Source organism: Halococcus saccharolyticus DSM 5350 (assembly GCF_000336915.1).
Classification (GTDB): Archaea; Halobacteriota; Halobacteria; order Halobacteriales; family Halococcaceae; genus Halococcus; species Halococcus saccharolyticus.
Genome location: NZ_AOMD01000006.1, coordinates 1 through 12745, shown reverse-complemented (window position 1 = coordinate 12745; position 12745 = coordinate 1). Strand labels below are relative to the sequence as shown.

Genomic DNA, 12745 nt, shown 5'->3' with positions numbered 1-12745 from the left:
CACTCGGGGCCACGATCGATCTCGTCGGCCTCAACCACCAGTCCGCAGTCGGTACACACCGTCTCGCCGTGCTCGGTGTCGCTGACCAGTCGGCCGCCACACTCCGGACAGATCAACTCGTCCTCGGGAGCCTCTTCCTCGTGTTCTTGTTCCCGATCTGCCTCCCTTTCGTGTTCGGTTTCGGCGTCGCTCTCCTCCTCGGTCTCTCGTGTGCGTTCGCGCGTATCGGCCATGATGCTGGATGCTCGAATGGTGTGCTCGACGACACTACAGAACGTTCGAAGTGCTTTTGTGTTTGGGACCGAGCAATATAAATCCTCCGCCGGTTTCGAGGTTTTTTCTCGTCCGCTCGTCGCTGGCTTGGACGATCACCGAACCCTGGCTTTCCGGGCAGTTGGTACCGTGTTCGGCAGACCGGCTACCCAGAGGGGGCATCGGAGCCTTCACCGAATGCCGACCGGCGCTATCGAAACCCTTAGTGCCGGCGCAGTTCCCGTGTGGATATGAGCAACGGGAGCGTCGACCCGGCCGCGGTCCGCCACGTCGCTGGCCTCGCGCGGGTCGATCTCGCCGAGGACGAGGTCGAGGCGTTCGCCGCGCAGTTCGCCGAGGTCCTCGACTACTTCGAGACGCTCGACGAGGTCCCCGAGGTCGAATCCGACCCCGACCTCGCGAACGTTCTTCGGACGGACGAGGTGCGCGCCGGACTCACCCAAGACGAGGCACTGCGGAACGCACCGGACACCGAGGACGGCTACTTCGAGGGGCCACCGGTCGGATGAGCCACGACGCGTTCATCACTCACGAGCTGATCGAGGCTGCATCGTCGGGACCGCTCGCCGGTCGGACAGTTGCGGTAAAGGACAACATTTCGACCGAGGGCGTCCGGACCACCTGCGGCTCGGCGATGCTTGCAGAGTACGTCCCGCCGTACGACGCCACCGTGGTCGAACGGCTGAAGGAGGCGGGCGCGACGATCGAGGGGAAGACCAACATGGACGAGTTCGGGATGGGCACCACCACCGAAACCTCCCACTTCGGGCCAACGACGAACCCCGTCGACGACGAGCGGGTTCCAGGAGGGTCGTCGGGCGGGAGCGCGGCGGCGGTCGCCGCGGGCGAGGCAGACCTCGCACTTGGCTCCGATACCGGGGGCTCGGTTCGGTGTCCTGCCGCGTTCTGCGGCGTCGTCGGGCTCAAACCGACCTACGGTCTCGTCTCGCGGTACGGGCTCGTGGCCTACGCCAACAGCCTCGAACAGATCGGGCCGCTCGCGCCGACAGTAGAAGAGGCCGCCGAATTCCTCGACGTCATCGCGGGAGCGGACGAACGCGACGCGACGACGCGCTCTCAGGGTGACGATACGAACTACGCGACCGCCACCGACGGCGATGTCGAGGGGATGACCGTCGGCGTCCTCACCGATCTCGTCGAGGGAGCCGACGACCGGGTGCAGTCGGCCTTCGAGAACTCCATCGACGACCTCGCAGCCAAGGGAGCCGAGATCCGCGAGGTCGAACTCGACTCGCTCGCCCACGCCGTGCAGGCGTACTACGTCATCGCGATGTCGGAAGCCTCCTCGAATCTCGCCCGATTCGACGGCGTTCGGTATGGTGAATCCGGCGGATTCGACGGCGACTGGAACGACGCGTTCGCGCGATCGCGCGAGGCTGGCTTCGGACCGGAAGTCAAGCGCCGGATCCTCCTCGGCACGTACGCCCTCTCGGCTGGGTATCACGACAAATACTACAAGAAGGCACAGGACGCCCGCGCGTGGATCAAACAGGACTTCGATGGCGCGCTCGCCGATGCGGACGTGCTCGCGAGTCCGACGATGCCCGTCCTCCCACCGAAACTCGGCGAGAGCCTCGACGATCCGCTCCAGCTCTACCTGATGGATGCGAACACCGTCCCGGTGAACCTCGCCGATCTGCCCGCGATCTCGGTGCCCGCCGGAACTGCCGACGGACTCCCAGTAGGGGTTCAGTTCATCGGTCCGGCGTTCGGCGAGGAGCAGATCGTGCGAGCGGGCAGCGCGATAGAAGAGTAATCGCGGACGTTCGATGGGGGCAGCCTCGCCCCATCGCTGCTTTTTGATCAGTACCCGCGTTCGATGAGGTACTCGGCCAGATCGCGAAGGTGATCGCGGGCGGTCGAGTCGGGCAGGACATCGAGCCGTTCTTTCCCGCGATCGACGAGATCGCGCGAGAGCGTCCGCGCGTACTCGATGCTGCCGGCGTCGTCGAGCCGTGCCACGGCCGCGTCGATCGCAGCCTCGTCCACCGCTTCGGGGTCGTCGACGTCGATCAACCCCTCGACGTCGACACCCTGCTCGCGCGCGTGGAGCGTGACGGCGGTCCGCTTTCCTTCCACGAGATCGCTGCCGCGCTGTTTGCCGAGTTCTTCGCTCGGCACCGTGAGATCGAGGACATCGTCGCGGATCTGGAATGCGCGGCCGACGTCGAGGCCGTACTGGCAGAGCGCGTCGGCGGTCGCGTCGTCGGCTCCGAGCAGGACGGCGGGAGCCCGTGCGGCCGCCGCGTAGAGCACTGCCGTTTTCTGCTCGACCATGTGGATGTACTCGTCGGTCGTCACGTCGTCGCGGCTTTCGAAGGCGACATCGAGTGATTGGCCTTCGCAGATCAGCGTACAGGTTCGAGCGAGCTCGGAGAGCGCCTCGACGGTGCGTGCCGGCGGTGCGCCCGCATCGAGCATGAATTCGAACGCCTTCGCGTAGAGTGTATCGCCGGCGAGGATCGCGGTTTCGGGGTCGTACGCCCGATGGACGGCTGGCACGCCCCGTCGGAGGTCGTCCGCGTCCATGATGTCGTCGTGGATCAGCGTGAACGACTGGATCGTCTCGATGCTGGTCGCTGCAGCCATCACGTCGATCGTCGTGCCGTCGACGTCATCGCCAGTGCCGACGCCCGCCGCAGCGCCGACGCTTCCGGCATCGATACTATCGAGCGTCGGGACCGTGCGGTAGTCCGCGTTCGGCGGCTCGATCCCGGTGAGTGCCTCGGCGACGAGCAGGGTGACTGCGGGGCGGAGCCGCTTGCCGCCGGCGTCGATGAGGTGACGCGAGGCGTGATAGAGGCGTTCTGGCTCTTGGATCGGCAGGCGCTCGACGAGCGCGTCGTCGATCAGCTCGCGCCGGGCTGCGATCGCGTCGAGCACCGCCCCCTCGTCGCTCATTCGACCAGCGAGATGACGTTGCCGTTGCGCGAGGCGTGGATGTCACGCCCCAGCTCGTAGCCCTGGTCCTCGGCGAGGTCGATGTAGCGCGCGAGGTGTTCGAGATCGTTGTGCGCCGGAACCACGTGGTGGGGCTGGAGCGTCTGAAGCATCTCGTAGTGGCCCTCCTGGGACAGGTGGCCCGACACGTGGACGTCGTCGTAGATCCGCGCGCCCTGCATCCCGAGGAGTTGCTCGGACTGGTAGCGCTGGCCCTCGTTGGTGGGCTCGGGGATGACCCGGGCGCTGAAGATGACCTTGTCGCCCTCGTCGAGCTGATATGGCGTCTCGCCGCGGCCCATCCGGGTGAGCATCGCACGCGGCTCGCCCTGATGACCCGTCACGATCGGCAGGAAGTTCTCCTTGCCGTCGTTCATGATCCGCTTGAACGTTCGATCGACCGACTGGCGATGCCCGAACATCCCGAGGTCGTCGGGGAAGTCGACGAAGTCGAGACGTTCGGCGGTTCCGGAGTACTTCTCCATCGACCGGCCGAGCAGGACGGGTTGACGGCCGATGTCCTTCGCGAACTCCACGAGGCTCGTCACGCGTGCGATCTGGCTGGAGAAGGTGGTGGCGACGATCCCGCCGTCGTAATCCTCCATGCTGTAGAGCACGTCCTTGACGTGATTGCGCGCGTGCTGCTCGCTCGGCGTCCGACCTTTGCGGCCGGCGTTCGTACAGTCCTCGATGTAACACAGCACGCCCTCGCCCTCGCGGGCGATCTCGGCGAAGCGGTCCATGTCGATCGGGTCGCCGATCACTGGCGTGTGGTCCATCCGCTTGTCGAGGCCGTAGATGATCGAGCCCTCGGGCGTGTGGAGCACGGGGTTGATCGCGTCGATGATCGAGTGGGTGACGTTCACGAACTCCAGATCGAGCCCGTTGCCGATCTCCATCGACTCGCCGGGGTCCATCTTCACGAGGTCGTTGCCGACCCCGAACTTCTCCTCGCTCTCGATCTGCTGTTTGATCAACTCGATCGTGAACGGCGTCGCCACCACCGGCGCGTCGTAGCGATGGGCGAGCTTCGAGATGGCCCCAATGTGATCGAGGTGACCGTGGGTCGGCACGATCGCCTGAACCTCGCCGTCGAGGTCGCTCATCACCCGGTCGTCGGGGATCGCGCCCATGTCGATCAGGTCGAGACTGTGCATCCGTTCGGTTTCGACGTTGTCGTGGATCAGGACCTTCGAGAGGTTGAGGCCCATGTCGAACACCACGATGTCGTCGCCCGCCCGCACGGCCGTCATCTGTCGGCCGACTTCTTCGTAGCCGCCGATCGTTGCAATATCGATTTCCATAGTTGTCACTCCCGAGCCGCCCGCGGACACGCTCGAATGCCGGCTGGCGAGGTCGTATGACCCGCCCGGCCGCCCCGACCGCACCCGGGGCGGTCTCTCGGATACCTGTGCTTACGGGCCAGGGGTCTTAAAAACTGCGTGGCTCGGCGTGGATCGTCGAACGATCGTCGTCATCGGTGGGCTATCCGACCCGGGTTCCCGGCGATTCCTCGTCCAAGAACCCTTCGAGTCCGTCGATCCCGAACACCCACGCCGGCGCATCCATGTCGAGCAGCGTCCGGACCTTCGTACTCATTCCGCCCGTCACGTCGGTCGCGTCGCTGCCGCCCAGCGCGTCGGCGACCGCATCGAACGACTCGATTCGATCGATCACGTCGCCGTCGGCGTCGAACACACCTGGTACTGCCGAGCACAGCCCGACTCGGTCGGCGTCGACGCATTCGGCGAGCACGGCCACGAGTTCGTCGCCGCTCACGATCGTCACGCCACGGCTCGCGTGGGCGATCACGTCGGCCTGAACCACGGGCATGAACCCTTCTGCGAGCAGCGTCTCGACGCTACCGGTCGCGAGCGAGAGGTCTCCCGCATCGTCGCGCGCGCCGGCCGAGAGCGGGTGGATCGGGAGCGCGGGGACACCGCGTTCGTTGAGCGCATCCACGACGGCATCGTTCAACTCTCCCATTGCGTCGTGGACCGCGAGCGCCGCCGCCGGATCGTGGCTCCCCACCGTGTCGCTGAGACCGTGCTGGCTCGCGTGGTGATGACCGAAGCTCCCGCCGCCGTGGACGAGAACGAGGGGCTCGTCGTGATTTGCCACCACATCGACGGCACGATCGAGGTTTGTCTCGTCGAGCGTTTCGGGACTCGATTTGTCGGTGATGACGCTTCCCCCGAGCTTGAGGACGGTGGTCATGCGGCTTCGCTCCCTTCCCTGCCGTTTGTTCGTTCCACTCGCAACGAGGTCGTCATCCGCCCTCCTGGCGCACGCCGTCGGTGTCGAGCTCCGCCCGAAACGCCTCCTCACAGCCAGGCGTGTAGTGGAGCGCGGTCCGGGTGGCCTCGGTCTCGTCGAGCGCGACGACACAGCCACCCCCACCTGCGCCGGTGAGTTTCGCGCCGCGCGAACCCGCCTCGCGGGCGGCCCACACCATCGCGTCGAGCGAGCGCGCGGAGACGCCGAGCGCGCTCAGGAGCCCGTGGTTCATGTCCATCAGTCGACCGAGTTCGTCGAGATCGTTTTCGTCGAGTGCGCGCTCGCCCTGGCGGACGAGGTCGCCGATCGCACTCACGGTGTCGGCGGCGAAGTCATACTCCTCGCGGAGTTCGCGGACGCCAGCGACGAGTGCGCCGGTGTCGCCCGCACCGCCGTCGTACCCGATCACGAACGGGAGCGATGGAGCGTCGAGCCGCCGGCAGTCTTCGCCCTCGACCCGGACTGCGCCGCCCATCGCCGAGCAGAACGTGTCCGCGCGCGAGGCCTCCCCGTCCTGGACCCCGTGTTCGACCCGGTAGGCTCGCTCGGCGAGCTCCTCGGGAGGGAGCTCGACGCCGAGCTCTCGGGTTGCGGCGTCGATTCCGGCAACGGCCACCGCTGCGGACGATCCCAATCCGGCTCCGAGCGGGATCGCGCTTTCGATGGCGACGTCGAAGCCGATCTCGGGTGCGTCGGCCGCTTCGCGGGCCTGTTCGACCGCGCCGTCGACGTAGCCCGTCGCCGCCTCGACGAGCGATTCGGGCACGTCGACATCGGGCGCGCCGTCGCCGCCGTACTCGACGGTGAACCCGTCGAGGGTGAGATCGCCGGCGTCGACCCGGAGTCGTCCGTCCGAGCGTGTGGCGACTTCGACCGTCGCCCGGCGCTCGATCGCACACGGCACCGCGGGTTCGCCGTAGACCACCGCGTGCTCGCCGAAGAGATAGACTTTGCCAGGAGCGCTGGAGACAGCCATGTACGCCTTCCGATGGGGGGCCTAACAGTGTTTGCGACTCCACCGAGGCCTGATCGTCCACGGACCGATCGTCGGATCGATCACTCGGGAGCCACGTTGTCTACCGTTCTGGAATCGACCCGGTCGTGGATCGGTCCTTCCCGATTGGAGAGATGCTGAGGCGTCCGGTCGTTCGCGACCGCGAGGAGTTCGGCGACGATACTATAAGCGATCCGATAGGGCGAGTCACCGCCGAGATCGAGACCGATCGGGGTGTAGATCCGATCAAGCGCGTTCTCCGGTAGCGTAACGCCGTCGTCGGCGAACGCGTCGAGCAGTTCCTCGAATCGCTCTTCGGGTCCCATGAGTCCGATATACGGAATCGGCGTGTCGAGCAGCGCTTCGAGTACGAGCCGATCGTCGACGAAGTTGTGCGTCATCACGACTGCGTGGGTGTCGGCGTCGAAATCGACTTCGTCCTCGATGTTCGCCGGTGAAATCGCGACCACTTCGTCGGCGGCCGGGAACGCCTCGCTCGTCGCCTGCGCACCGCGGAATCCCACCACCGTCACCCGGAACTCCGCCCGTTTCGCGAGGTCGACCACCGGGCCGACGTCGGGCCCCGATCCGAACACCACGAGATGTGGCGGAGCCTCGATCCCGTCGACGAACACTTCGACGCTCCTCTCGTCGCGATCGATCCGTAGCGTGTCGGCCTCGCCCCGATCGAGCAGCCCCGCGGTCGGATCCGTGAGTTCGGCACGCAGCCAGTCGGGAAGATCGCCAGCGAACCCGTCTTTTGGGGTGTAGTACCCGCGCTCGCCGCGCGGCCGGTCGCCATCGACGACCGTCGCTACTCCCACGTCGCCGCCCTCGGCGACGCGCTCGACGATCGGACGATAACTCTCGTCGACTGGTTCGAGGAGGATCGTGATGATCCCGTTACAGCCCATCCCGAGGCCCCACGTCCCGTCGTCGCCCGTGAGATCGAACGTCTCGACCCGTGGCTCGCCGACCGCACGGACGTCGGCGGCGATCGACCGAACCTCGTCTTCGAGACAGCCGGCGGTCACGGAGCCCGCGCTCTCGTCCGCCTCGATCACCATCTTCGCGCCGGGCCGTCGGTAGGCGCTGCCCTCGACGTCGATGACCGTCGCGATGACGGCCTCGCGGCCGGCGTTGAGCGCGTCGCCGACGGCCGACAGGACTTCGGTCTCGGGAACGCTCCAGTTCGTGTCGGTCATGATGTGGGGTGTATCGTCGAGTGTTGGTTCGATTCGGTGCGTCGGGGATCGTACTCGTAGCCGATTCGTCCGTGTTGTCCCCGGCGATCGAGCTGGCGCGCGATCTCGGCGAGGTCGTCGGGACCGGCGAACGCGAACAGCCCGTCGACGTACGGCAGTGCGGCGGCCATCCCGCGGGCGGTCGGCTCGTACTCTCGAGAGGCCGCGAGCGGGTTCAGCCAGAACACCGCGCCTGCACGACGCGAGAGCTGCGCTGCCTCGCGTTCTAGCGTGTCAACATCGTCCATTTCGAGCCCGTCGCTGAGCACGAACACCGCCGACTCGCGCGAGACGGCCTCGGGAGAACTCGTGCGGAGCTGTGCGAGCGATTCACCGATTTTGGTCCCACCGCCCCACTCTGCCTCCCCGCGGTCGAGTGCGTCGAGCGCCGCTTGCGAACTCCGCGCGTCGAACGACTCGGTGACTTCCCGAAGGTCTTCGTCGAAGAAGAACACGCGCACGTCGCGCCACTCCGCCGTGGCTCGTCGGAGAAATCCGATCAGGAACGAACGATCGAGTACGTCGAGCACCGACCGGCTCACGTCGACCAGCAGACACGCCTGGACCGCGGTCCGGCGGCGCTCGCGCTCGGGCACGTCGACGACCGTCCCACCGGTACCGACGCTGGCCCGGAGCGCGCGTCGGACGTCGGGCGTGTCGTCGCCACGCCCCCACCGTCGCCCCGCCAGTTCGGCGAGCGCGCCCGTCAGTTCACGGAACGTCTCGTCGAGTTTCGCGTTCGCAATACCGGGAACGGATACCGAAGTTCGCCGGCCGCTCGGACTGTAGCTCGCTGTCGTTGCCTCCTCGTTGTCGGCTGCGTTCTCGCCGCGGCCCACGACCGCGCCGTGATCCCAGCGTTCCCGACCACTGCCCGTGTCCTCGGTTTCGTCGTTTTCCTCCGCGCTAACTTCGGTCTCCTCGGCGTTTTCCGACGCCGGTGAGGCGTCGAGCGGCGCGAACCCACCGTCGGGGCCGTCGTCGGCCCGTTCCGCCGGCCCACCCGAATCCAGGCCCGCGGTCAGTCGTCGCCAGAACTCGTCGAACAGATCGTCGAACGTCGTCCGATCGGCGCGATCGGTGACGAGACACGCTTGAAGCGCGGTCCGCACGCGGTCGCGGTCGTCGAACCCGACGACGACCAGCGCCCGAGCGGCGGTCGTCGCGGCGTTCGCTGGCACGTCCGCACCTGCCCGCCGGAGCGCGCGCACGAATCGGACGAGTTCGTCGCGAACGTGGTCGCGCGCGGCGACGAAGTCCGGAACCCCGGACCCGTTCGCTTCGAAGGGGCCGATCCTCTCGGTCGCGGGGCCGTCGCCCGGGATGCCGAACTCGTCGTCCCTCGGTTCGTCGGCCATCAGTCGGCCTCCGCACGGGCCGTTTCGGCGGCGTCAAGCAGCGTTACGAGCAGATCGTCGTCGACGCGCTCGATGTCCTCGACTTCCTTCAGGAGGCAGCCGAGCGTGTTCCTGATCTCGTCACGGTCGATCGATCCGTCCACACCGTCGTGACGGAGCGCAGCGACCGCTCTGGCCCAGTCGATCGTCTCTGCCGCACCGGGCGGCTTGAGCAGTGGTTCCTCACGGAGTCGACTCGCCATCCCACACAGTTCCGCGGCCACCCTCCCGTCGAGTTCCGGGACTTTGCGTTCGAGGATCGCCCGCTCTTTTTCTAGGGATGGCGGCGAGACGTGGAGATAGAGACACCGGCGCTTGAGCGCGTCCGAGAGGCCACGGGTTCGGTTCGAGGTGATGACAACGACTGGTGGCGTCGTCGCCTGCACGGTGCCGAGTTCGGGAACGGTCACCTGAAAGTCCGAGAGGACTTCGAGCAGAAGCGCCTCGAACGCCTCGTCGGCTCGATCGACCTCGTCGATCAGGAGCACTCGTGGTCCGTCGTCACGCAGCGCGCGCAACAGCGGCCGTTCGAGGAGGTACTCCTCGGCAAATACTGAATCGCCCGCTCGTTCCGGGTCGTTCTCGGTCCTGTCACCAGTACCCAGCGCTCCCGATCCAGGGCCGCTGGCGGCCTGAACGGCGAGCAGCTGTTTGGTGTAGTTCCACTCGTAGAGCGCGCTCTCTGCGGTCAGTCCTTCGTAACACTGGAGTCGAATCAGATCGGCGTCGAACCCGCCGGCCAGCACCTTGGCGAGTTCGGTCTTCCCCGCACCCGGCTCACCCTCGACGAGCAGCGGTTTGCCGAGTCGGAGCGCGAGCGACACTGTCGTACTGATCTCGTCGCCCGCGACGTAGTTCTCCGCGTCGAAGGCTGCCCGGATGTCCGCCTCGGTCGCGTCGGCGAACGTGGCGGTGCGATCGGCGGTCATCTCGCCCCCCGATGTGGCGTCGTCGATCGACAGCGGTCCGTTCGTAACTTCGACTCCCGAAACCGACTTGGATGGGAGGGGGCGGCTCCACGTCGACTCGTGTCGGTTGTCGATAGTGACACGCGTTCTCACCTATCACAAGGGGTCGAGACGTATAACCAGTTCGTCGCTAGCAGCCGGCTCGACCCACCTCGCGGTGGCTCGGCCCGCGAATGCAGGCCCGAAACGTAACCCCGACCAGCCAAAAGCGACGACGAGAATGGCGCGAACACGCCGAACGATGCTCGCACAGATCGGCGGTATCGCTGGTGTCGGTGGTTTCGCACAGCAGGCACGAGCCCAGTCGAACGGAACGAGCTCGAACGACACGGGGACGAACGGATCGACCGCGAACGGATCGGCGCGTGTCCGACGGACGATCCGGGTGGTGATCCCGACACAGCAGGGCTTCGCGGGGAACTACACCGGGCAGATACTCCTGTTCAACCACCTCGAAGCCGAGTCGACGACGGCCGAGGCGGTCGGAAACTGCGAGTTCGCCTCGTGGTCACCCGACAGCTCGAACCGGTACACGGGGATGCTCGTCGACCGCCTCAGAGAGAGCCCCCGATCGGCGGACACGGTCATCCACACCAACGGTAGCCGCGAGGCGACGATCGACGTCGGATCGGTCGGTATCATCAATCGGACTCACGAGTGCTCGGGAGACGTCATCGGACTCGAAATCGAGCAGTTCGATCCCGAAGCGGTTGCGCGGCTCGGAGCCGGGGATCCGACAGCGACGCCGGAGGCCACTGAAACCACGACCAGTGAGGGGCCTGGCTTCGGCGTCCTTGCGGGCCTCGTCGGCGTCGGCGGGGCCGCACTCGCCCGTGCCATGCACGGCTCCGACGACTGATGGTTCTCGATTCTGTCGTCAGGCAGCGAGAAGCGACGGGAGAGATCGACCGCGGGTGTCAGTCGGCCGCCGCGGATCCGCCGGTGCGATCCATCGCCGCGGTCAGCGCCCGCTCGGTGTACACCTTGAGGAGTTGAGCGCGGAACTCGTTCGACGCCTGGAGATCCGACATCATCATGTCTTCGTCGAGATCGTCGCCGGCGTGACTCGCGGCCGTCGCGATCGTTTCGGCGTCGAGCGACCCACCCGCGAGGGCGTCCTCGACGGGCCCGAGTCGTACCCCGTGGTCCATCACGCCGTTCGCGCCGACGCGGACGGATTCGACGGTCCCGCCATCGGTGTCGAGCAGCGCGGCGACACCGACCATCGCGTAGCCCGACGAAGGACTCGGTTTCTTCGCGTACGCGCCGACCCCGCCGTCAGCCGACGGGATCTCCACTCGGGTGAGGAGTTCGTCGGGACCGATGTCGGTGGCGTACATCCCGAAGAAGAAATCGTCCGCCGGGATCGAGCGCTCGCCGTCCGTACCCTCGACCACGAGGGTCGCGTCGGAGGCGATCGCCGCACCCGGGAGATCGGCGGCCGGGTCGGCGTGGGCGAGATTTCCGCCGATCGTTCCCCGATTGCGGACCTGCACGTCGCCGACTTGGCGGACGGCCTCCGCCAGCGCTGGCGCGTGCTCGGCCACCGCGTCGGACTCCGTGAGATCGCTGTATCGGGTCATCGCACCGATCGAGAGGGTGTCCCCATCGACCTCGATGCCGTGCATCGCGTCGATACCGCTGATATCGATCAGGACGTCAGGGCTCGATAATCCTGTTTTCATCGCCGGCAGCAGGCTGTGGCCGCCGGCGAGCAGCTCGGTCTCCGCATCGGAATGTTCATCGAGAAGATCGAGCGCCTCCCCGACGCTATCCGCCTCGTAGTAGTCGAACTCGTCGGGGTACATCAGTCGTCACCCCCGCCGGCCGCTGCGTCGTCGCTCGCGGCCTCATCTCCACCGTCCGCGACCGCCTCGCCGCCAGCTCCGTCCTCGTCGGTCGCAGTTGGGTCGTTCACCGCCCGCCAGACCGCTTCGCTGGTGAGCGGCATGTCGATGTGGTCGACGCCGAATGGCTGGAGTGCGTCCGTCACTGCGTTCACGACGGCCTGCGGGGCCGCGATAGTCCCCGCCTCGCCGACGCCCTTCACGCCGAGCGGGTTGTGTGGACTCGGCGTCACCGTCGAGTCGGTCTCCATCTCGGGGATGTGCTCGGCCTTCGGCACCGTGTAGTCCTGCATCGAGCCCGTCACCAGCTGTGCGTTGTCGTCGTATTCGGCACCCTCGTAGAGCGCCTGGCCGATCCCCTGGGCGACGCCGCCGTGGACCTGGCCTTCGACGATCTTCGGGTTGATCTGGGGGCCGACGTCGTCGACGGCCACGTAGTTCTCGAACTCGATCTCGCCGGAGTCGGGGTCGACCTCCACGACCGCGATGTGAGTACCAAAGGGGAACACGAAGTTATCGGGGTCGTAGAAGGAGGTTTCCTCCAGTCCCGGCTCGATCCCCTCGGGCATATCGTGGGCGAGGTAGGACTGCTGGGCGACGTCCTGAATGTGCATCGAGCGTTCCGGTGCGCCCGTCACGCTGAACTCGCCGTTTGCGAACTCCACGTCTTCCTCGCCCGCTTCGAGGTGGTGGGCCGCGATCTTCTTGGCCTTCTCGACCACTTTCTGTGAACTCGTCGCGAGCGCTGATCCTGTCTCTTATACACATCTCTGAGCGGGCTGGC

Annotated in this window: 12 protein-coding genes and 1 pseudogene; 3 read left to right on the top strand and 10 right to left on the bottom strand. The window is 66.6% G+C overall.

The window, feature by feature from the left end; genetic code table 11:
- A partial coding sequence (locus C449_RS01930) for a TFIIB-type zinc ribbon-containing protein (RefSeq protein WP_006076194.1) occupies positions 1 to 233 on the bottom strand: 233 nt, incomplete at its 3' end.
- A gap of 270 nt (positions 234 to 503) precedes the next feature.
- Between C449_RS01930 and gatC the strand changes: the two genes are divergently transcribed.
- Both gatC and gatA read left to right on the top strand, forming a co-directional pair.
- Complete coding sequence (gene gatC / locus C449_RS01925; protein ID WP_006076193.1) at positions 504 to 782, top strand: Asp-tRNA(Asn)/Glu-tRNA(Gln) amidotransferase subunit GatC; 279 nt, start codon at positions 504 to 506, stop codon at positions 780 to 782.
- Positions 779 to 2050, top strand: coding sequence for an Asp-tRNA(Asn)/Glu-tRNA(Gln) amidotransferase subunit GatA (gatA, locus tag C449_RS01920; RefSeq protein WP_006076192.1), 1272 nt, complete (start codon positions 779 to 781; stop codon positions 2048 to 2050). Before gatC ends, gatA begins: the two co-directional genes overlap by 4 nt.
- Before the next feature lie 47 nt (positions 2051 to 2097).
- Here the strand turns inward: gatA and C449_RS01915 are convergent, their stop codons facing one another.
- The 7 genes from C449_RS01915 to C449_RS01885 form a co-directional block, all read right to left on the bottom strand.
- Positions 2098 to 3195, bottom strand: coding sequence for a polyprenyl synthetase family protein (locus C449_RS01915; protein WP_006076191.1), 1098 nt, complete (start codon positions 3193 to 3195; stop codon positions 2098 to 2100).
- Positions 3192 to 4538 (bottom strand): ribonuclease J, encoded by a 1347-nt coding sequence (locus tag C449_RS01910; RefSeq protein ID WP_006076190.1) that lies wholly within the window; start codon positions 4536 to 4538, stop codon positions 3192 to 3194. The genes C449_RS01915 and C449_RS01910 overlap by 4 nt, the downstream gene beginning before the upstream one ends.
- A gap of 181 nt (positions 4539 to 4719) precedes the next feature.
- Complete coding sequence (locus tag C449_RS01905; protein ID WP_006076189.1) at positions 4720 to 5451, bottom strand: isopentenyl phosphate kinase; 732 nt, start codon at positions 5449 to 5451, stop codon at positions 4720 to 4722.
- Between the two features lie 52 nt (positions 5452 to 5503).
- Positions 5504 to 6487 (bottom strand): mevalonate kinase, encoded by a 984-nt coding sequence (gene mvk / locus C449_RS01900; protein ID WP_006076188.1) that lies wholly within the window; start codon positions 6485 to 6487, stop codon positions 5504 to 5506.
- 80 nt (positions 6488 to 6567) lie between these two features.
- Positions 6568 to 7710 (bottom strand): XdhC family protein, encoded by a 1143-nt coding sequence (locus C449_RS01895; RefSeq protein ID WP_006076187.1) that lies wholly within the window; start codon positions 7708 to 7710, stop codon positions 6568 to 6570.
- Complete coding sequence (locus C449_RS01890) at positions 7707 to 9107, bottom strand: VWA domain-containing protein (RefSeq protein WP_006076186.1); 1401 nt, start codon at positions 9105 to 9107, stop codon at positions 7707 to 7709. Before C449_RS01890 ends, C449_RS01895 begins: the two co-directional genes overlap by 4 nt.
- On the bottom strand, positions 9107 to 10075 hold the full coding sequence (locus C449_RS01885) for an AAA family ATPase (RefSeq protein ID WP_049913821.1): 969 nt from the start codon (positions 10073 to 10075) through the stop codon (positions 9107 to 9109). The genes C449_RS01890 and C449_RS01885 overlap by 1 nt, the downstream gene beginning before the upstream one ends.
- Positions 10076 to 10334: 259 nt before the next feature.
- On the opposite strand from C449_RS01885, the gene C449_RS01880 reads away from it, so the two are divergent.
- On the top strand, positions 10335 to 10973 hold the full coding sequence (locus C449_RS01880) for a hypothetical protein (protein WP_006076184.1): 639 nt from the start codon (positions 10335 to 10337) through the stop codon (positions 10971 to 10973).
- Positions 10974 to 11031: 58 nt separating this feature from the next.
- Here C449_RS01880 and C449_RS01875 read toward each other — a convergent pair whose 3' ends face one another.
- A complete protein-coding gene (locus C449_RS01875) occupies positions 11032 to 11922 on the bottom strand; it encodes an FAD binding domain-containing protein (protein ID WP_006076183.1) in 891 nt (296 codons plus the stop codon).
- Positions 11922 to 12713 (bottom strand): annotated as a pseudogene (locus tag C449_RS01870) (xanthine dehydrogenase family protein molybdopterin-binding subunit); the annotation flags it as partial. The gene C449_RS01875 and the pseudogene C449_RS01870, both read right to left, overlap by 1 nt.
- Positions 12714 to 12745 lie beyond the last annotated feature (32 nt).

What these genes read in the sequence shown, in the direction of transcription:
- gatC (WP_006076193.1), top strand. Translation starts at nt 504, where the DNA reads ATGAGCAACGGGAGCGTCGACCCGGCCGCGGTCCGCCACGTCGCTGGC.
- gatA (WP_006076192.1), top strand. Translation starts at nt 779, where the DNA reads ATGAGCCACGACGCGTTCATCACTCACGAGCTGATCGAGGCTGCATCG.
- C449_RS01915 (WP_006076191.1), bottom strand. Translation starts at nt 3,195, where the DNA reads ATGAGCGACGAGGGGGCGGTGCTCGACGCGATCGCAGCCCGGCGCGAG.
- C449_RS01910 (WP_006076190.1), bottom strand. Translation starts at nt 4,538, where the DNA reads ATGGAAATCGATATTGCAACGATCGGCGGCTACGAAGAAGTCGGCCGA.
- C449_RS01905 (WP_006076189.1), bottom strand. Translation starts at nt 5,451, where the DNA reads ATGACCACCGTCCTCAAGCTCGGGGGAAGCGTCATCACCGACAAATCG.
- mvk (WP_006076188.1), bottom strand. Translation starts at nt 6,487, where the DNA reads ATGGCTGTCTCCAGCGCTCCTGGCAAAGTCTATCTCTTCGGCGAGCAC.
- C449_RS01895 (WP_006076187.1), bottom strand. Translation starts at nt 7,710, where the DNA reads ATGACCGACACGAACTGGAGCGTTCCCGAGACCGAAGTCCTGTCGGCC.
- C449_RS01890 (WP_006076186.1), bottom strand. Translation starts at nt 9,107, where the DNA reads ATGGCCGACGAACCGAGGGACGACGAGTTCGGCATCCCGGGCGACGGC.
- C449_RS01885 (WP_049913821.1), bottom strand. Translation starts at nt 10,075, where the DNA reads ATGACCGCCGATCGCACCGCCACGTTCGCCGACGCGACCGAGGCGGAC.
- C449_RS01880 (WP_006076184.1), top strand. Translation starts at nt 10,335, where the DNA reads ATGGCGCGAACACGCCGAACGATGCTCGCACAGATCGGCGGTATCGCT.
- C449_RS01875 (WP_006076183.1), bottom strand. Translation starts at nt 11,922, where the DNA reads ATGTACCCCGACGAGTTCGACTACTACGAGGCGGATAGCGTCGGGGAG.